The following is a 17,919-nucleotide window of genomic DNA, read 5'->3' as shown; positions in this document are numbered from 1 at the left end:
AATGGACGCGCATCCGCTCAAGCTCAGGGTCAGGTCGTATGCCGCGGAGACGCCGTTCGTACGGAGCCTTGTGCTTGGCGTGGAGGACGGCCCCGTGCCGCCATGGCGGGCAGGCGCACATATCCGCGTGGCGCTCCCGAACGGAGGGGACCGGCCGTACTCGCTGATGGCCCTGCCGGGTCTTGCCGAGGATGCGCTGGCGCTCGGGGTGCTGCGCGAGGAGGCCTCGACCGGCGGCTCGCAGTTCATGCATGCGCTGAAGATCGGCGATGTCTTGAAGGCAAGCGCGCCGGTGAACAATTTTCATCTGCACGAGGGGCCGGCGCCCGCGCTGCTGTTTGCCGGCGGCATCGGTGTCACGCCGATCCTGTCGATGGCGGCGGAGCTCACCGCCCGCGCAAGTCCGTTTCGCCTGCATTACGCCGGCCGCACGCAAGGACTTCTGGCGTTCCTGCCGCATCTGCGGGACATCTGCGCTAAAGGCCTGTCCGTTCATTACGACAGTGACGAGTCCCGTCTGGATCTTGCCGCGGCGCTCGGAGGAGCAGCCGCGAACGCCCACATCTACGTCTGCGGTCCGGCGGGGATGATAGACGCGGTGAAGGCGGCCGCGCTTGCCGAGGGCGTCCCGGCGGACCGCATTCACTACGAGCTCTTCAAGGCGGAGCAGCCGTCTTCACCCGACCTGCCGTTCGAGGTCGAGATCAGATCGACCGGACAGGTCGTCGGCGTCGCAGCCGGCCAAACCATTATCCAGGCGCTGGAGGCGGCGGGGCTCGACGTGCTCTACGATTGCCAGCGCGGCGATTGCGGCATCTGCCAGTGCGGCGTGGTCGAAGGGGTGCCCGACCATCGCGACGTCATCCTCAGCGACGACGAGAAGGCCTCCAACAAGGTCATGCAGATCTGCGTGTCGCGCGCGAAGTCGGAACGACTGGTGCTGGATTTGTGAGGGAGGCGAGGGACGCCATGGCGAAATACGGAAGGGACGCCCACGCGATTGCCGCGCTGGTGCGCGAGGCTGAGGTTCATCGCGACGTCTATGTCGACCCCGAGATCTTCGAGCTCGAGATGGAGCATCTGTTCCCGAACAGCTGGGTCTATGTCGGGCATGCCAGCCAGTTGGCGAAGCCCGGCGATTTCATCACCGCCACGATCGGCCGCCAGCCGGTGTTGGCGAGCCGCCATACCGACGGCTCCATCCATGTGTTCTACAATCGCTGTCCGCACAAGGGCGTGAAGATCGCCTCCGAGCCCTGCGGCAATACCGGAAAGTTCTTCCGCTGCCCCTATCACGCCTGGTCCTTCAAGACCGACGGCTCGCTGCTCGCGATCCCGCTGAAGAAGGGCTACGAGGGCACCGGCTTCGGCGACACCCAGGCGAATGAGGGGCTGTCCAGGGTCAAGAACGTCGTGATCCATCGCGACTTCATCTTCGCGCGGCTCAGCGACAGCGGCGTCTCCTTCGAGGACTATTTCGGCGAAAGCCTTTCAACCATCGACAACATGGTCGACCGCTCGCCGGAGGGCAAGCTCGCCGTCCTGGCGACGCCGATCCGCTACATGCACACCTGCAACTGGAAGATGCTGGTCGAGAACCAGACCGACACCTGCCATCCGATGGTGGCGCATGAGAGCTCGGCCGGCACTGCGGTCAAGGTCTGGAAGCGCGAGCAGGGCGATTCCACGGAAACGCCGATGGCGGTGCAGCTCTACGGTCCCTTCATGAGCCCGTACGAGTTCTACGAGCAGAGCGGCATCAGGATCTGGCCGAACGGCCATGGCCACACCGGCGTCGCCAACTCCATCCATTCGAACTACTCGGATGTCCCGGGCTATCTCGACCAGATGGTCGCGGCCTACGGCGAGAAGCGGGCGCACGAGATCCTCGGCGAGGTCAGGCACAACACCGTCTATTTCCCCAATATCATGGTCAAGGGCGCCGTCCAGATCCTGCGCAACTTCATCCCGATCGCGGTCGACAAGACGCTGGTCGAGAGCTGGGTCTATCGCCTGGTCGGCGCGCCCGACAAGCTCTACGAGCGGGCGCTGATGTACAACCGCTTCATCAACGCGCCGACCTCGATCGTCGGCCACGACGACCTTGAAATGTACGAGCGGGCGCAGGAAGGCCTGAAATCCAACGGCAATCAATGGGTCAATCTCCGCCGGCTCTACGAGGGCCATGAAGAGCAGGACGTCACGGCGGTGATCAACGGCACCTCCGAGCGGCAGATGCGCAACCAGTTCCACGCCTGGGCGAAATTCATGACCATGGACATGGACAAGCGTGTCGAGGCCGCCGAATGATCACCGAGAAGACGATCACGGACTTCATCTATCGCGAGGCCGAGCTGCTCGACACGATGCAGTGGCAGGTCTGGCTCGATCTGTTTCACCCCGAGGGGCGCTACTGGATGCCGCTCGAATGGCAGCAGCAGGATCCGGTGCTCCAGCCGTCGCTGATGTATGAGGACCTGCTGCTCCTGAAGGTACGGGTCGAGCGTCTGGCCGGCGAGCGCACCTTCAGCCAGAAGCCGAAGAGCCGTTGCCATCATCTTTTGCAGGCGCCGCAGATCGTGGCGTGCGATACGGCTGCCGGCGTGTTCAGGGCGCGGACGTCCTACATCTACACCGAGACGCGCGGCGACATGCTGGAGCGCTATTCGGGATGGGCCTCGCACGATCTCGTCCAGGTCGGCGATGCCCTGAAGATCAAGCTCAAGCGCGTCGATCTCGTCAATTTCGACGCGCCGTTCGGCAACATCCAGCTCTTCATGTGAGACGAATTTGACCGCTGCGACCACAGTCTACGCCCGCTTTCGCGAGACCGCGCTTCGCCGCGGCGAGGCGGGCTTCCTCAACGTGCTGCCGGAGACATCAGGCATCTACGGCATCGCGGCGGGCGAGATCACCTATCGCGCCATGCTCGAACGGGTCGAGCGCTGGCGCGCCGCGTTCGCGGGCCGCGGCTACGGCGAAGGCCACAGGGTCGGGCTGCTGCTCCAGAACAGGCCGGTGTTCGTCGAGCTGTGGTTCGCGCTCAACGCGCTCGGCGTCTCCGTGGTGCCGATCAATCCGGATTTGCGGCTGAGCGAGCTGGAATACATCATCGCGCATTCCGAGATGAACGCCGCGTTCGTGCTTGTCGAGCGGCGCGACGAGGTCGAGACGGCGGCGCGCCAGGCCGGTCGGCCGATCCCCGTCGTGACCAGCGAGGACGACGTGCCCGCGCCATTCGGCGGCGTGCGGCCGGCGAGCACGGGTGACGGCGCGACCGAATGCGCGCTGCTCTATACGTCGGGGACGACAGGTCAGCCCAAGGGCTGCGTGCTCACCAACACCTATTTCCTGCATTCCGGAAACTGGTATCGCGACGTCGGCGGGCTGATCGCGCTCAAGCCCGACGGCGAGCGCATGATCACGCCGCTGCCGCTGTTCCACATGAACGCGATGGCGGTGTCGCTGATGGCGATGCTGTCGGTCGGCGGCAGCCTGACCATGCTCGATCGCTTCCATCCGCGCAGTTGGTGGGCTTCCGTGCGCGACAGCCGCGCGACCTGCCTGCATTATCTCGGCGTCATGCCCTCGATGCTGATGAGCGCGCCGCCGTCGGAGCAGGACCGCGCGCACACCGTTCGCTTCGGCTTCGGTGCCGGCGTCGACAAGCTGCTGCACGCGCCGTTCGAGGACCGCTTCGGCTTTCCGCTGCTGGAGGCCTGGGCGATGACCGAGACGGGCAGCGGCGGCGTCATCGCCGCCAATGTCGAGCCGCGCAAGATCGGCACCAGCTGCTTCGGGCGACCCGCACCCGAAGTCGACGTTCGTATCGTCGACGACGGCGGCAATGACGCCCCAATTGGGACGCCGGGCGAGCTCCTGGTGCGGCGGGCTGGCGCCGACCCGCGCTACGGCTTCTTCCGCGAATATCTGAAAAACCCGGAGGCGACCGCCGAGGCGTGGGAGGGCGGCTGGCTGCATACCGGCGATATCGTGTCGCGCGATGTGGATGGCGATCTCCATTTCGTCGATCGCAAGAAGAACGTGATCCGCCGTTCCGGCGAGAACATTGCCGCGGTCGAGGTCGAGTCCGTCCTCAACCGCCACCCCGCGATCCGGCAGGCCGCGGTTGCGGCGACGCCCGATCAGGTGCGCGGCGACGAGGTTGCCGCCGTCATCATCGCCGAGGAGGCCGGCGCCGGCCGCGCGCTCGCCGAAGACATCGTCCGCTGGAGCCTGGAGCAGATGGCCTATTACAAGGCGCCGGGCTGGATCTGCTTCACCGACAGCCTGCCGCTGACCGCAACCGAGAAGATCCAGCGCGGCGGGCTGAAGGATTTTGTCGCAAGGTTGATGTGCGATGGCGCTTTCTTCGACCTCCGCGACCTCAAGCGGCGTCAGGTCTGACGCGGGGAGGGAGGCGATCATGAGCGAGATACGCACCACACTCATTACCGGCGGCAATTCGGGGATCGGCGAGGCGCTGGCGAGAAAGCTCGTCGAGAAGGGGCAGCGCGTGGTCTCGGTCGGGCTGGAAAAGCCGGACTGGACCCATGATCTGCTCGCGGCCTATCGCGCCGATCTGACTGACATCGCGGAGACGCGCGCGATCGCGCAGGAGATCGGCCGGAATCACGCCATCGACTGCCTCGTGCACAATGCGGGCGTCATCCTGCCGAATCTGCTGCCCGACGCGAAGCCGGAAGACATTCTGATGCTGGCGCAGTTGCACCTCGGCGCGCCGATGCTGCTGACCCAGGCGGCGCTGGAAGGGATGCTGTCGCGTCGCTTCGGGCGCATCGTGTTCGTCTCTTCGCGGGCGGCGATGGGCGCGGTGACGCGCTCGGCCTATTCGGCGACCAAGGCCGGCGTGCATGGCATGGCGCGGACCTGGGCGCTGGAGCTCGCCGCGAGCGGCATCACCGTGAACGTGGTCGCGCCGGGGCCGATCCTGACCGACAATTTCTGGGGCGTCATTCCCAAGGGCTCCGAGCAGCAGGCGCGGATGGCGCGCAACGTCCCGGTCGGGCGGCTCGGCTCGCGCGAGGACGTGGCGCACGCCATCACCTTCTTCCTCGACGAACGTTCCGATTTCGTCACCGGCCAGGTGCTCTACGTCTGCGGCGGTACCAGCCTCGTGGGCCTGGGGCCGTAAGCGCTATTCGGCGGGCAAAATTGGACGCCGCCGATTGACGGTCATCTAGCGGGAGCTATCCGGCCGACACTCCGCGCTGCATGACGGCCCCGCATTGTGCACGTCAACGGATTATCCGGTCGACAACCCGTGTGGCACGGTCGATCTCCCTCTCATTCCATGCCGCAAATCCAAGAAACAATCCTCGCTCTTTTGATTTGTGAAACAGCTTGCCCGACAACCGGCGATATTGCGCCAGCCTCGAAGAGTTGTGCCGTAAGTTTCCCCGGCTTGAAGGGCGTGGACGCCATCGGCGGCCAAGCTGCGCGGCACATGGAGGCGTTGGCCGGTGGTCGGGCGTCCGCTCGTAATGAGCGTCCTCACCCCCCAAGACAGTTGCAGCAACAAGGTCCGCTCACTCCCGGCGACAAGAGCAGCGTCCCCTCCAGCAAGAGCATCTTTCTGGCTCTCTGTATTTTTTAGAACTGGCCCTTTTCATAGAGCCACCTGAAACCTTATGCAAAATGCAAATTTGGTCGCGCTATTTGAGCGGAATGTCCCAGGGTTTACTTGCGATTCCAGACGTTGGCATCATGAGCGCCGCCATCAGCCTCAATGACCCCGTTGAGCCATCGTAGTTTCTGGCAATGGGCCTAATCATCGGCGGGATCGCTCTTGGCGCATCAAGAACGGAACTCAGAGTGATGATATGCGGTCCCACCTCCAACCGCGCGGTGCATGCAGACCCGACAATCTAGTGGAGCGGATATGATTGGATTGTTCTTCGAAGTTATGCCGCGACCAGGACACGAGCAGGCCTATTTCGATATTGCCGCCGGTCTACGACCCGAATTGGACAAGAATCCCGGCCTTCTGTTCATTGACCGCTTCAAAAGCGTCGGTCGGCCAGGCATCGTGCTTTCGCACTCTCACTGGCGCGATGAGGCAAGCCTTGCCGGATGGCGTACCCACGCAAAGCATCATGCCGCGCAAATCGCGGGAAGAAAGCTGCACTTCGAGGACTATCGCCTGCGCATCGGCCAGCTCGTCTGCGAGTGGACTCCTCAAGCCGGCGCTCCGCGTCAATTCGAAACCACCAACAGCTACAACGACCCGGTTCTGCGGCCAGAACGATTCATGATCGTTTCCACCGCCAACTCGCCCATCCAAGCGGGCGTTGAAGGTGACATTCTGGCGAGCATTTCTCGCGAGCGAGAATACATCGTCCTGGCCCTGGCATCGTCGCTTGCAGACGGGCTTCGAATGGCAGAGGAATTCTTGTTGGCAGGCGTCGTGACATCGATCCGATTGTATCTCGTGTCTCGCGACTACGGCATGTTCGATCGAAAGGAGGCGCCTCAATATTATCCGCCCGTGACCCAGGTTCAAGAGCATGGCTCGAAGCCGGCTGATGCTGGTTTGTGACAGCATACGGTGGAGAGATGACGAAAGAGCGACGTAAGATTACCGTCGGGCTGCTGTTTGGAGGGCGCTCGGCTGAGCACGAAGTCTCCAGGGCATCCGCTGCCAATATCCTTCGAGCTCTGAACAGCGATCGCTATGACGTTTATCTCATAGGCATATCGCGAGATGGTCGCTGGTTTGCCTGCGATTCAGGGAATGGCGCGGGAACGGGTTCTACAGCGCTCACAATTTCGGACGAGGCACCGGAGATCGGCCTTGTGCCGGGCGGGCGAGGCCGCCTCGTTCATTGCGACGGACCAACAGGAAGTGACGCGGGGAGTATCGACGTTGCATTTCCGATCTTGCACGGGCCGAACGGAGAAGACGGGACGGTGCAGGGAGCACTGGAATTAGCCGACGTGTCGTTCGTCGGTTCGTCGGTGACGGGTTCTGCCGTGGCGATGGACAAGGAAGTTTCCAAGCGGCTGATGCGCGACGCTGGCCTTCCCGTGGTGCCGTTCCTAACAACGACTGCCTCGTCCCGAATCGAATACGCTGCGGCAGTTGCCGCGCTCGGGACGCCGGATTTGTTCGTAAAGCCCGCCAATCTGGGATCATCGGTCGGCGTCTCCCGCGCGCGGTCCGAGGAGGAATTCGCAGCGTCGTGTGCTCTCGCGTTCCGCTACGACCGCAAGATCCTGGTCGAGCAAGCTCTGAACGGAGCGCGGGAGATCGAGTGTTCTGTCCTGGAGGAATCGACAGGTGATATTCGAGCGTCTGGGCTCGGCGAGATTGTTCGGGCGAGCGAGCACGGCTTCTATTCGTATCAGGCAAAATATATCGACGCCGATGGCGCCGCTCTGCACATCCCGGCAGACCTTCCCCTGCTACAGGCTCGCCGTCTTCAGGAACTTGCCGTTGAAGTCTTCAACGTGCTCTGCTGCGAAGGTATGGCCAGAGTCGACTTCTTTGTTCAAGGCGATGAAGTCTTTGTCAACGAGGCGAACACGTTGCCAGGGTTCACATCGAGCAGCATGTACCCCAAGCTTTGGGAAGCAAGCGGCTTGTCTCAAACCGACCTCATGGACAAGCTAATCGCGCACGCGTTTGCGCGCCACGAGCGACGTCGTGCCTTAAGCTTCGGTTGACAAGAATGCGGCGGATAGGACCCAACTAAGGAGCCCTCTGATCTCGCCGCGGAACCAGAGCGACGCGTTACATCTGCATCCGCGTGCTGCCGGCTGGGGAGTGGCGCCGAGGGGAAATATGAGGAAGACGGTGTGACGCACGATCTATTTGAAGGCATGGACCGATGATGAACCTTAAGATCGAGCGCGCGTTCAAGACGGATTTGCCATTCGTGATGATGACCGAACGGTCGGAAGGATACCATACACTAGTCGGCCGGTGGGACGAGGCGCGGCATCTGGCGGCTATCGATGACAATCACTATGCCTATTTCATTGCCAGGGATTGCGCGGCTTCTGTTGGATTCGCCATTGTCCGGGATTGGGGGGCTCCGGAGAGAGTGACCTGTCTGAAACGGATAGCGGTGTCGAACCCTGGCAAGGAGCTAGGGAGGCGGATCGTTCGCGCGGTTGTTGGCACCGTCTTTCGGGAAACCGAAGCTCACCGTGTTTGGCTAAGCGTTTTTCCAGAGAATGAACGAGCCCGCAGAGCGTATGAAGCTGTGGGCTTCAAGGCAGAAGGCATCGCACGTGGCAGCGCCTATTTTGGAGGAATCCATCGCGATGAATTGATAATGGCCGTCCTCAGAACGGAGTGGACTGCGGTTTAGGCAGGCGACGTAGCCCCATGATCGACTTGCCGGGGGATGTCCATACTCATTTCAAACGCAAAGAAACGCTGATCGAGAATGGGTAATCGTCATCTTGGCCTGCAGCCCGGCCCCCCGAGGTTTCTGCAATGACCAAAGCGAAAACCCGCCTTGCATACATGGGCGCCGGCGTCGCCGTCGTGATCTGGGGAGCTACTCCTGCAGCAACCGCCATCGTTGCCCGCGAATTGTCACCTGGGTTGATCGGGTTGGCCCGGCTGTTGCTATCGGCCACCATTCTCATCCCCATCGCCGTCTCATTGAAGCCAGAACTCCCGAGCGACCGGGGTGGTTGGATCGCGCTGCTGATCAGCGCCCTGGTCGGGTTCGCCGGATCATTCGTCCTGCAGGGCGTCGGCATTGCACGCACCAGCACCTCGCACGCCGCCCTCGTCCTTGCCTTGGCTCCGATCTTCACGGCGACCGTCCATTTCCTGCTTTCCCGCTGCTGGCCAAGGCCGCTCTGGTGGCTTGGAAGCGCGATCGCGCTCATGGGCGTGGCAATTCTCATTCCCGGCCGCAACCCTGCCGGAAGCGTGGCAGCGCCGACGCTCTTCGGCGACCTTCTTGTTCTTGCCGGTACGGTCACGGTCAGCGTTGGCTATGTCGCAGGCGCACGGCTCTCAGCGCGGATCGGCCTGTTCGCGGCGACCTGCTGGTCGCTTCTTCTCGCTGGGTTGATCACTCTTCCCGCATTTCCGGCCTTGGCTTCCGCTCTTGGTCAACTCTCGTTCGCCGTCTGGGGCGCGCTCGGTTTCCTGGCCGTCTTCTGCACGCTGATCGGCTTTGCAGTGTGGTTTTGGGCGCTTGAGCACGGTGGCGTCACCTCGATCGCCCCGCTTCAGTTTGGCCAGCCGCTGGTGAGCCTCGTGATCGCCGTAGCTTTCCTGTCTGAGGATATTTTCCCGGCGACCTTGTTGGCGTTGAGCCTGGTCATCCTCGGCGTCCATTTATCACGTCGAGCTGCTTGATCCTGCTCCACTTTCTGGAGAGGAAGGCTGTCAAAACGAAGCTGGATGTATCCATCAGGGAAACCGCGTCCCCAACCGCTGGCTTTCCCCGCGACAAACGCGGAACGCGATTGCGCGGAGATGCTCAAGCAACAACGTCAGATCTGGTTCTGGCGGATGTTCTCGACCATCTTGGCCAGCACCCGCGCGCAGACCTCGATGTCGTCAGGGGCGATGCCTTCGATCAGCTTGTCATAGTTGTTCGCCATGACCGGCCAGATCTTGCGCAGCAGCGCTTCGCCGTCAGGCGTCAGACCCACGACGCGGCGGCGCTGGTCCTCCTCCGCGATCTCGCGCTTGACGAGGCCCGACGTCACCATGGATTCGACCATGCGGCTCGCCGTCGACTGCTCGGTCACAGCGAGAACGGCGATCTCGTTGACGGTGAGGGTCTTGTAGATGAACAGCACCGACAGCGTCCGGAACACGACATTGTTGACGCCATGCTCGCTCAGGTCGCGGTTCTGGTCGAGATTCCAGCGATTGGCGAGCCGGTTGAACAGATACGGGATGTAGGTCTGCAGCTGGTCCCTGGTCCTCGGCGGACCCGACTTCCATCTGCTCTTGGATTCTCTGGCCATTATCTCTTGCGACTTTGCTTCTTGCCGTCAGTGTGAAGTTTTGAAGAAAGGGATTTCAGCACGGACAGCGCGGTATCCAGCTCCTGGGCCGAAACGTTCTCGAGCCGTTTGCCGAGATGCTTCTTGTGGATTTCGGCTGCCTTCCTGAACAGCGCTTCGCCTTTCGGCGTCAGGCGCACGATGAAGGACCGCCGGTCCTCGCTCGACATCTCCCTGCTGATGAGGTCGTCGGCGAGAAGACGCTGCACGAGGCCCGACACATTGCCGCCGGTCACTTTCAGGTTTTGCGACAACTGACCGAGCGCAAGCCCATCCCGGTAGCGATCGAGCTGGGCCAGCACGTCGAATTTTGCGAGCGACAGGCCGAACTCGGAGTTCAGCATCGAATTCAGCGAGGCGAACAGCTCGCCATGCAGCGACAGCAATTGGAGCCAGAGCCGGGTTTCAATCTGCCCGGGGACGGGAACTATGTTCTCTTTGAGTGCTGCCGGCATCGCATGACCATCGAGGACAAGGTGTCTCGTCAATTGGAGGGATTATCGCGGGTCTTTCGCTCCGATTAGCAACCTAACAATCGCAGTCAAGCCGTTTGATCCTGACGTTCTCCGGTCCGAACGGCAATCCAATCCTGTGCTGGGCTCGACCCGCATCACGCAAAAGTCTTGATGGTCTGGATCACGCCGTCGAGCTCCTTGCCGGCGCTGTCCTTCAGCGCAGCCTCGCGCAGGCGCCGCGCCCAGTCGGCGGCATCCTCGCGTCGCTCGACCAGCTTGATCGCCGCCAGCGTCTTGTCGAATTTCGACAGCCCCCGGCTGTGAGTATCGGAATAGCCTTTCACGAGGCGGCGGCATTGCAGGATCTCGACACCGAGCTGGTAGTTGGTGCCGACTGCGTCGGTGGCGGCCTTGAGCCATCCGTCCCGGTGCGCCGTCTCGATGGCGTGCCGCAGCGAGCGGCGGCGCAGGCCGCGTAGGCCGCCCACGACATAGAGCGCCAGGAACCAGGGCAGCGAGTAGGTCCGCACCCGGCGCCCCCGGTTGACGCGGCGATCGAGCCAGCCGAGCAGGCGTGGCCGCGCGCCAAGCCAGCGACCGAAGCCCGCGGGCAGCACGCCCATGACCTCCTCCATGCGGGGATGCATGAACTCGGTGGTCTGGAGCACCTGTCCTTCCGACATCTCGAGCTCGCTCTCGATGCGGGCGCGGCGACCGGCGCGCGTCTTGAGGTCGGCGACGCGAATGACGTCGTCATAGGTCATGGCGTTGGCAAGATACTTTGCCGCGGCTTCCGTGAAGGCATAGGTCCGGGCCGCACCGCCGGCGCTGCGGTCGGCCGCGTGCAGCGTCTTGAGAATGTCGAGGTACTCGGTGCCATAGGCGACGTCCTGGAAGTCGACCGCCTTCTTCAGGCCGGCGCGGGCCATGGTGAGCGCGGGCTCGGGCAGCTCCTGCGTCAGCCTTGCGACAAGCCCGGCGAGATCCGGATCGGGCGTTGCGGGAGAGGGGATATTGCCGGCCTGTTTCGGTTGCGGCGGCGCCACAACGTCGGGTGAGCCGGTCTTGACCCGGTCGAAGGCGGCCTCGAAAGTCCCGATGCTGGCCTTCGCGCCTTTCCCACCCGCGCGGATGACGTCGAGATAGCTGTCGCGGCTGAAGGGCAGCACACCGGCCGCCGCGAGCGCGCCGAACATCGCGGCCGAGATGACGCTGCCATGCGCGATCGCCAGCGCGTTCAGGTCGAAGATGATCTCGGTCTTGGCGGCGATCCCGATGGCGCCGGTGACGGCGCCGCCGTCGGCGATGCCGTTGCCCGGCGCGATCTTCTCGCCGATCGCAAAGGACCGGTGGTTGGATGCGATCAGCGTGGTGCGGTCCGGCGTCACAAGGCCGCGCAGGATCGATCGGCCGGCCTCCATGAATTCCGCCGCCATCACCACGTCGACGTCGCCGGGCGTCGGCATCAGCGACAGGATTGGCTTGCGGCCGTCGAGCGGCGGCATCGTCTCGATATAGTAGATCGTGGCGCCGGTGCGCTGCGCGACGCCGGGCACCGAGGTCGACTGCGCGACCCAGCCGTGGTTCTCGGCAAGCTGGACGATCCAGTCGGTCAGGACGCCGCCGCCCTGGCCGCCCATCGCGACGATCGCGATCGAGATCGGCCGCTCAGTTGCCTCGCCCGCGGCGGGGAGGGCCAGCCGGATCGTCTCGTCCCTCATGCCAGTGCCTCGAGCGCCGGACGCCGGCGATCGCGCCGCCGTTGCAGCCAGCCGATCACGGCCATCGCGACTTTGGATTTGAACATGTCCCAGCGGGTCGGATTATGGATGACGTCGGCGCGGTAGAACGAGGGGCAGAGCACGGCGGCCTCGGAGACCTCGCCGCAATTGCCGCAGCCGACGCAGGAATTGTCGATCGCCGCGACCGGATCATCGCGCAAGGGATCGTCGAGCTGCTTCACCGACAGCGATGGGCAGCCGGAGAGCCGGATGCAGGCGTGGTCGCCGGTGCACACGTCCTCGTCGACGCCGAAGCGCTCCTTGACGGTACGGACGCCGTCCTTGATCGCCTTGTTGATCAGCGGCTTCACGCGGCGCTGCTTGTTCAGCATGCATTCGGAGGACGCGACGATGACCTTGGGACCTTCGTCCTTGGTCGTCAGCGCTTCCTTCAGCGTGTCGCGCATCTTGCCGACGTCATAGGTGCGGTCGATCTGACGCACCCATTGGCCGCCGATGCCCTTCACGGCCTGCACGATCGAATTGTTGGTCTTGCGCCGCTTGTTGGTCGCGCGCGACGACAGGATGTCCTGACCGCCGGTCGCCGAGGTGTAGAAATTGTCGACGATGACGAACACGCCGTCATGCTTGTTGAACACGGCATTGCCGATGCCGCTGGTCAGTCCGTTGTGCCAGAAGCCGCCGTCGCCCATCACCGCGATCGAGCGCTTGTCGGCCTTGACGTTGAAGGCCGAGGTCGAGGCCGGGCCGAGGCCGAAGCCCATGGTGGTCGCGCCGATATTGAAGGGCGGCAGGATCGAGAACAAATGGCAACCGATGTCGGCGGAGACGTGGTGCTGGCCGAGCTCTTCCTCGACCAGCTTCATGGCGGCGAAGATCGGCCGCTCCGGGCAGCCGGTGCAGAGCCCGGGCGGGCGCGCCGGCACGACCTGCTTGAGCTTCTCGACCGCGGGGTGATTGAGCACGGGCGCGGCATCCGGCGCCGGCGGCCGGTTGCCGAGCAGCCGCGGCTCGGTCTTCTCCAGGAATTCCCTGACGCCGCCGAGCAGGACCTGCGCGGTGTAGTCGCCGCCCATCGGCAGCACGTCCTTGCCATGGATGCGCGCCTGGATGTCCCTGCGGCGCAGCACCGTGTTGATCGCCTGCTCCAGATATTCCGGCTGGCCCTCCTCGACGATGAGCACGGCATCCTTGTCGACGCAGAACTCCGCGACCTCGGTGTCGATCACGGGGTAGGTGACGTTCATGACGTAGAGCGGGACTTGCGTGCTGCCATAGGCATCCGACAGCCCGAGATACTGCAGCGCGCGGATCACGTTGTTGTACATGCCGCCCTGCATGATGATGCCGACCTTGCCGTGCTTCGGCCCCATCCACTCGTTCAATTTGTTGTCCCGGATGAAGCCGACAGCCGCGGGCATCCGCGTCTTGATCTTCTCCTGCTCATGCTCATAGGCCGCCGGCGGCAGCACGATGCGGTTGACGTCCCGCTTGGGATTGTTGAGCGCGTCCTTGATGGTGTGCGCCGGCTTGACGTTGTCCTTGCAGGCGAAGGTGCCGTGCATGTGACAGGCGCGGACGCGAACCTCGAGCATCACCGGGGTGTTCGAGACCTCGGAAAGCTCAAAACCCTTCTCGATCAAATTGACGATGCATTCATGGTCGGGGCGGGGGTCGAGCAGCCACATCTGCGATTTCATCGCGAAGGCATGGGTGCGCTCCTGCATGATGGAGGAGCCTTCGCCGTAGTCCTCGCCGACGATGATCATGGTGCCGCCGGTGACGCCGCCCGAGGCCAGATTGGCCAGCGCGTCGGAGGCGACGTTGGTGCCGACGGTCGACTTCCACGCAACCGCGCCGCGCAGGGGATACATCACCGAGGCCGAGAGCATCGCCGCCGCGGCCGCCTCGTTGGCGGAGCTCTGGAACACGACGCCGAGATCGTCGAGCACGTCCTTGGCGTCGGCGAGCACGTCCATCAGGTGCGAGATCGGCGAGCCCTGGTAGCCGCCGACATAGGCGACGCCGGATTGCAGCAGTGCCTTGGTGATGGCGAGGATGCCTTCGCCGCGGAACGTATCGCCGTCGCCGAGCCGGAGATCCTCGACTTCGCGAGCAAAAGACCGTTCAGCCATTGCACCCTCCAGAAATATGCGATAGCATACGTTTACATGTGAAGTAAGTCAACGCCGCGCCATGCTATCACGCTTGCGGATCTTCTCTCCGGCAAGGCGGTCATGAGCCAGCGACAGGGTAGGGCCGATGCTGAAGCTGCCTCGCTTTAGAGCTGCCGCCGTCCAGGCTTCACCCGTCTATCTCAACGCCGGCGCGACAGCGGACGAGGCGGCTTCACCGGTCCGTGAAGCCGCAGCGAATGCACGACATCGTCGATCTGCGGGTCAATCGGCGTCCGCTGGCGCCGCTTGGCCCGCGCGCAAACCGGAATGAAAGCTCGGGACGCGTCGCACCGACGACGCCACGAGACAGGACTTGGAGGATAGGATGCGCGAAAACACCATCGGCCGGGCCAATGTCGAGGACACCCCCGAGCTCAAGGCCTATTACAAGGATCTCGAAAAGTACGAAGCCGGCGCGCTTTGGACGGTCGCCAACAAGATCGAGCCATGGGCGCCGCAATCGGCCTCCATTCCCGTGCTCTGGCGCTACAGCGATCTGCGCGAGCACGTGCTGCGTTCGGTCGAGCTGGTCTCGCCGGAGAAGGCGGGACGACGGGTGATCTACCTCAACAATCCCGGCCGCCGCGACGTCTCGGCCGCGGTCGGCTGGCTCTATTCGGGATTGCAGGTGATGCACCCCGGCGAGGTCGCATCGGCCCACGCGCACTCGGCCTCTGCCCTGCGCTTCATCATGGAAGGGGCGGGCGCCTACACCATCGTCGACGGCCACAAGATGACCCTGGGGGCGCGGGATTTCGTGCTGACGCCGAATGGCACCTGGCACGAGCATGGGGTCGACGGCAACGGCTCGGTCTGCATCTGGCAGGACGGCCTCGACATCCCGCTCGTCAATGCGCTGGAGGCGAACTTTTTCGCGGTCCATCCGAAGGTGCAACAGGAAGACTCCGGCTATCCCGTGGACGACATGACCAAGACCTGGGGCAATCCCGGGCTGCGGCCGGCGGATTCGAAATGGTCGAAGGGCTATTCCCCCATGTTCAAATACGAGTGGGAGCCGACCTACGAGTCCTTGCGGAAATACGCCGCCGCAACCGACGGCTCGCCCTATGACGGCATTCTCATGAACTACGTCAATCCGATCACCGGCGGGCACGTGATGCAGACGATCGGCGCGAGCATGCAACTGCTCCGGCCGGGCGAGAAGACGAAGTCGCATCGGCACACCGGCAGCTTCATCTACCAGGTCGCCAAGGGCCGAGGCTATTCGATCATCGGCGGCACGCGTTTCGCGTGGGAGGAGCGCGACATCTTCTGCGTTCCCTCCTGGGCCTGGCACGAGCACGGCAATGCGTCGGAGAGCGAAGACGCCTGCCTGTTCTGCTTCAACGACCTGCCTGTCATCGAAAGTCTCGGCTTCTATCGTGAAGAGGCCTATGGCGATAATGCCGGCCACCAGCCAGTGGCTGCCTGACGTACCCTCGCAGAATTCAACCGAAAGAGCCGGATAAAGCTTCATGCGCCTTGTTACCTACACTTTGGGCTCCAGCGGTGCCCGTCTCGGGGTCCTCGTTGACGGATTGGTCGTGGACGTCGAGCACCTCGGTGCGTCGCAAGGCTTTGCATGGCCGAGCGACATGCTGTCGCTCATCGACAACAGCGTGACACTGCTGCCGGCGCTCAGGGAATGCCTGGACAATACCAATGGACGCCTGCCGGCCGGCTCCGCCGTTCCGGTCGAGGACGTCAAGCTGCAGGCGCCGATCCCGCGTCCGCGAAAGAACATCTTCGGCATCGGGCTGAACTACCGCGCGCATGTGGCGGAATCCGCCAAGAGCCTGGATACGGACAAGGACCTGCCGAAGCAGCCGGTCGTCTTCTCCAAGCCGCCGACTTCCGTGATCGGCCCGGGCGCGGCGATCCAGCACAACGCGAAGATGACGCAGCAGCTCGACTGGGAGGTCGAGCTCGCCGTCATCATCGGCAAGACCGCGACGCGCATCGCGACCGAGAAAGCGATGGAGCACGTCTTCGGTTATTCGGTGATGATCGACATTTCCGCGCGCGACAATCGCCGCGCCGGCCAGTGGATCTTTTCCAAGGGCATGGACACCTATGCACCGTTCGGCCCGTGCATCGTCACCGCGGACGAAATTCCCGATCCGCATGACCTGCGGCTCTGGCTGACCAAGAACGGGGTCATGAAGCAGGACTCCAACACCAAATACATGATCTTCGACATCCCGGTGCTGATATCGGACATTTCGTCGGGCATGACGCTCGAGCCGGGCGACATCATCGCGACCGGAACGCCCGAAGGCGTCGGGGCCGGCATGAGCCCGCAGGAATGGCTGTGGCCGGGCGACGTGGTGGAAGCGGGGGTCGACGGCGTCGGTGTCATCAGGCACCCCGTTGTCGCGATCTGATGACGACGTTTTCGTTCGATCGCGAGCTGAGGTTCGGCGATTGCGATCCCTCGGGCATCGCGTACTTTCCGTCCTATCTGAACATCCTCAACGGCGTCGTCGAAGAGTTTTGGGCGGAGATCGGTTTTCCCTGGCCGGAATTGATCACGGTTCGGAAGATCGGAACGCCCACGGTGCATCTGACTTGCGACTTTTCCCGGCCGTCGATGTTCGGCGATCGCCTGACGTTCGGATTGCGCATCGCCCGGGTCGGCGGATCGTCGCTCCATCTGGAACATGTCGTCTCGGGCGCGAATGGCATGCGCTGGCGCGCCCGCCAGGTCGTTGCCGCGACCTCGCTGCTGGATCACCATGCGATCCCGTGGCCCGATGACATTCGCGCCGCGCTCATGGCGCACGTGAGCGAGGGCGAGGGCGCTGAGGCAACGCCGGCATGATCTCGCTCTTCATGACGTTCTCCGATCCTTCTGGTGAACGGTGGATTCGTTCCGACGAGGTTGCCGCCGTCGCTGAGCTGGTCGGATCGATCCCTGGGATGACCGAGGGCCTGCTGTTCACGCCGCTGCAACAGTCGGTCGATCATCCCTACAAAGCCGATGGCTCGGGCCCTGTGCTTGCGCTTCAACTGCGCTTTCCCGACCTGCTCATATGCGAAGCGGCGATGGATCGCGGCGGCGTCTTGGCCAGCTTGGCGACAGGTGCCGGATTGTCAGGCCTCGCCGGATTGTACGTCACGCATCAGGTGATGGTGACGCGGTCATTCCCCGTCGATGTCGCCGAACATCCGGCAGGAACGACAACTCCGTGCAGTTACCTCGTGCACTATCCCGGCCCGGCCGAGGACATGAACGCCTGGAACCTGCATTATCTGGAGCACCACCCGGCGATCATGCGGACCTTCCCTGATGTCCGCCAGATCGAGATCTACACCCGCATCGATTGGGTCGACCGGCTGCCGTCGCAGCGGGTCGAGCACATGCAGCGCAACAAGCTGGTGTTCGACAGCCCGCAATCCCTCGCGCACGCGCTCGGCTCCGACGTGATCAAGCGCATGCGCGCGGACTTCGTGAAATTCCCGCCATTCGCTGGCGGCAACAAGCATTTTCCGATGCTGACGCGGGCCGTGCGGCCCCCGCGAGATCCGAGAGCACGGTGA

17 protein-coding genes are annotated in these 17,919 nt (G+C 63.4%); 13 read left to right on the top strand and 4 right to left on the bottom strand.

Translation table 11 applies throughout. The features are described from left to right. The first annotated feature begins 1 nt into the window (after nucleotide 1). From AB5K84_RS30105 to AB5K84_RS30065, 9 genes are all read left to right on the top strand, one after another. Nucleotides 2-952, top strand: coding sequence for a PDR/VanB family oxidoreductase (locus AB5K84_RS30105; RefSeq protein ID WP_011086183.1), 951 nt, complete (start codon nucleotides 2-4; stop codon nucleotides 950-952). A gap of 17 nt (nucleotides 953-969) precedes the next feature. Next, nucleotides 970-2,310 (top strand): Rieske 2Fe-2S domain-containing protein, encoded by a 1,341-nt coding sequence (locus tag AB5K84_RS30100; RefSeq protein ID WP_038965985.1) that lies wholly within the window; start codon nucleotides 970-972, stop codon nucleotides 2,308-2,310. Continuing rightward, nucleotides 2,307-2,783, top strand: coding sequence for an aromatic-ring-hydroxylating dioxygenase subunit beta (locus AB5K84_RS30095; protein ID WP_011086185.1), 477 nt, complete (start codon nucleotides 2,307-2,309; stop codon nucleotides 2,781-2,783). The genes AB5K84_RS30100 and AB5K84_RS30095 overlap by 4 nt, the downstream gene beginning before the upstream one ends. Nucleotides 2,784-2,790: 7 nt before the next feature. Further along, nucleotides 2,791-4,407, top strand: a complete 1,617-nt coding sequence (locus tag AB5K84_RS30090) for an ATP-dependent acyl-CoA ligase (RefSeq protein WP_038965984.1) — start codon at nucleotides 2,791-2,793, stop codon at nucleotides 4,405-4,407. Nucleotides 4,408-4,426: 19 nt separating this feature from the next. Then, on the top strand, nucleotides 4,427-5,155 hold the full coding sequence (locus tag AB5K84_RS30085; RefSeq protein WP_011086187.1) for an SDR family NAD(P)-dependent oxidoreductase: 729 nt from the start codon (nucleotides 4,427-4,429) through the stop codon (nucleotides 5,153-5,155). A gap of 747 nt (nucleotides 5,156-5,902) precedes the next feature. After that, the gene (locus AB5K84_RS30080; protein WP_063713264.1) at nucleotides 5,903-6,559 is read left to right on the top strand and encodes an antibiotic biosynthesis monooxygenase family protein; all 657 of its coding nucleotides are present in this window, start codon (nucleotides 5,903-5,905) and stop codon (nucleotides 6,557-6,559) included. Between the two features lie 17 nt (nucleotides 6,560-6,576). Further along, nucleotides 6,577-7,686, top strand: a complete 1,110-nt coding sequence (locus AB5K84_RS30075) for a D-alanine--D-alanine ligase family protein (protein WP_038965983.1) — start codon at nucleotides 6,577-6,579, stop codon at nucleotides 7,684-7,686. 167 nt (nucleotides 7,687-7,853) lie between these two features. Then, nucleotides 7,854-8,336, top strand: coding sequence for a GNAT family N-acetyltransferase (locus AB5K84_RS30070; RefSeq protein WP_162603507.1), 483 nt, complete (start codon nucleotides 7,854-7,856; stop codon nucleotides 8,334-8,336). Between the two features lie 128 nt (nucleotides 8,337-8,464). Then, nucleotides 8,465-9,346 (top strand): DMT family transporter, encoded by an 882-nt coding sequence (locus AB5K84_RS30065; RefSeq protein ID WP_011086191.1) that lies wholly within the window; start codon nucleotides 8,465-8,467, stop codon nucleotides 9,344-9,346. A gap of 137 nt (nucleotides 9,347-9,483) precedes the next feature. On the opposite strand, the gene AB5K84_RS30060 is transcribed toward AB5K84_RS30065, so the two are convergent. From AB5K84_RS30060 to AB5K84_RS30045, 4 genes are all read right to left on the bottom strand, one after another. Beyond that, complete coding sequence (locus AB5K84_RS30060; protein WP_011086192.1) at nucleotides 9,484-9,966, bottom strand: MarR family winged helix-turn-helix transcriptional regulator; 483 nt, start codon at nucleotides 9,964-9,966, stop codon at nucleotides 9,484-9,486. Continuing rightward, a complete protein-coding gene (locus AB5K84_RS30055; RefSeq protein WP_011086193.1) occupies nucleotides 9,966-10,460 on the bottom strand; it encodes a MarR family winged helix-turn-helix transcriptional regulator in 495 nt (164 codons plus the stop codon). Before AB5K84_RS30055 ends, AB5K84_RS30060 begins: the two co-directional genes overlap by 1 nt. Nucleotides 10,461-10,615: 155 nt before the next feature. Continuing rightward, entirely contained in the window at nucleotides 10,616-12,181 is a 1,566-nt protein-coding gene (locus AB5K84_RS30050; protein ID WP_011086194.1) for an indolepyruvate oxidoreductase subunit beta family protein, read from the bottom strand. Beyond that, nucleotides 12,178-14,337, bottom strand: a complete 2,160-nt coding sequence (locus tag AB5K84_RS30045; RefSeq protein WP_011086195.1) for a thiamine pyrophosphate-dependent enzyme — start codon at nucleotides 14,335-14,337, stop codon at nucleotides 12,178-12,180. The genes AB5K84_RS30050 and AB5K84_RS30045 overlap by 4 nt, the downstream gene beginning before the upstream one ends. A 367-nt stretch (nucleotides 14,338-14,704) precedes the next feature. Between AB5K84_RS30045 and AB5K84_RS30040 the strand changes: the two genes are divergently transcribed. Genes AB5K84_RS30040 through AB5K84_RS30025 form a run of 4 tightly spaced genes read left to right on the top strand, consistent with a single transcriptional unit; the run spans nucleotide 14,705 to nucleotide 17,919 of the window. Continuing rightward, nucleotides 14,705-15,811 (top strand): cupin domain-containing protein, encoded by a 1,107-nt coding sequence (locus AB5K84_RS30040; RefSeq protein WP_011086196.1) that lies wholly within the window; start codon nucleotides 14,705-14,707, stop codon nucleotides 15,809-15,811. Nucleotides 15,812-15,854: 43 nt separating this feature from the next. After that, nucleotides 15,855-16,763 carry a fumarylacetoacetate hydrolase family protein gene (locus AB5K84_RS30035; RefSeq protein WP_011086197.1) on the top strand — a complete coding sequence of 303 codons (909 nt, stop codon included), beginning with the start codon at nucleotides 15,855-15,857 and terminating at the stop codon, nucleotides 16,761-16,763. After that, complete coding sequence (locus tag AB5K84_RS30030; RefSeq protein WP_011086198.1) at nucleotides 16,763-17,200, top strand: acyl-CoA thioesterase; 438 nt, start codon at nucleotides 16,763-16,765, stop codon at nucleotides 17,198-17,200. Before AB5K84_RS30035 ends, AB5K84_RS30030 begins: the two co-directional genes overlap by 1 nt. Nucleotides 17,201-17,211: 11 nt before the next feature. Beyond that, nucleotides 17,212-17,919, top strand: coding sequence for a hypothetical protein (locus AB5K84_RS30025; RefSeq protein WP_246716298.1), 708 nt, complete (start codon nucleotides 17,212-17,214; stop codon nucleotides 17,917-17,919).

The organism is Bradyrhizobium sp. 1200_D9_N1_1 (assembly GCF_052075915.1).
Classification (GTDB): Bacteria; Pseudomonadota; Alphaproteobacteria; order Rhizobiales; family Xanthobacteraceae; genus Bradyrhizobium; species Bradyrhizobium diazoefficiens.
This window is presented reverse-complemented; position numbering and strand designations above follow the sequence as displayed.

Excerpts from the sequence above, each read along its gene's own strand:
- AB5K84_RS30105 (WP_011086183.1), top strand. The coding sequence starts at position 2 with ATGGACGCGCATCCGCTCAAGCTCAGGGTCAGGTCGTATGCCGCGGAG.
- AB5K84_RS30100 (WP_038965985.1), top strand. The coding sequence starts at position 970 with ATGGCGAAATACGGAAGGGACGCCCACGCGATTGCCGCGCTGGTGCGC.
- AB5K84_RS30095 (WP_011086185.1), top strand. The coding sequence starts at position 2,307 with ATGATCACCGAGAAGACGATCACGGACTTCATCTATCGCGAGGCCGAG.
- AB5K84_RS30085 (WP_011086187.1), top strand. The coding sequence starts at position 4,427 with ATGAGCGAGATACGCACCACACTCATTACCGGCGGCAATTCGGGGATC.
- AB5K84_RS30080 (WP_063713264.1), top strand. The coding sequence starts at position 5,903 with ATGATTGGATTGTTCTTCGAAGTTATGCCGCGACCAGGACACGAGCAG.
- AB5K84_RS30075 (WP_038965983.1), top strand. The coding sequence starts at position 6,577 with ATGACGAAAGAGCGACGTAAGATTACCGTCGGGCTGCTGTTTGGAGGG.
- AB5K84_RS30070 (WP_162603507.1), top strand. The coding sequence starts at position 7,854 with ATGAACCTTAAGATCGAGCGCGCGTTCAAGACGGATTTGCCATTCGTG.
- AB5K84_RS30065 (WP_011086191.1), top strand. The coding sequence starts at position 8,465 with ATGACCAAAGCGAAAACCCGCCTTGCATACATGGGCGCCGGCGTCGCC.
- AB5K84_RS30060 (WP_011086192.1), bottom strand. The coding sequence starts at position 9,966 with ATGGCCAGAGAATCCAAGAGCAGATGGAAGTCGGGTCCGCCGAGGACC.
- AB5K84_RS30055 (WP_011086193.1), bottom strand. The coding sequence starts at position 10,460 with ATGCCGGCAGCACTCAAAGAGAACATAGTTCCCGTCCCCGGGCAGATT.
- AB5K84_RS30050 (WP_011086194.1), bottom strand. The coding sequence starts at position 12,181 with ATGAGGGACGAGACGATCCGGCTGGCCCTCCCCGCCGCGGGCGAGGCA.
- AB5K84_RS30045 (WP_011086195.1), bottom strand. The coding sequence starts at position 14,337 with ATGGCTGAACGGTCTTTTGCTCGCGAAGTCGAGGATCTCCGGCTCGGC.
- AB5K84_RS30040 (WP_011086196.1), top strand. The coding sequence starts at position 14,705 with ATGCGCGAAAACACCATCGGCCGGGCCAATGTCGAGGACACCCCCGAG.
- AB5K84_RS30035 (WP_011086197.1), top strand. The coding sequence starts at position 15,855 with ATGCGCCTTGTTACCTACACTTTGGGCTCCAGCGGTGCCCGTCTCGGG.
- AB5K84_RS30030 (WP_011086198.1), top strand. The coding sequence starts at position 16,763 with ATGACGACGTTTTCGTTCGATCGCGAGCTGAGGTTCGGCGATTGCGAT.
- AB5K84_RS30025 (WP_246716298.1), top strand. The coding sequence starts at position 17,212 with ATGACGTTCTCCGATCCTTCTGGTGAACGGTGGATTCGTTCCGACGAG.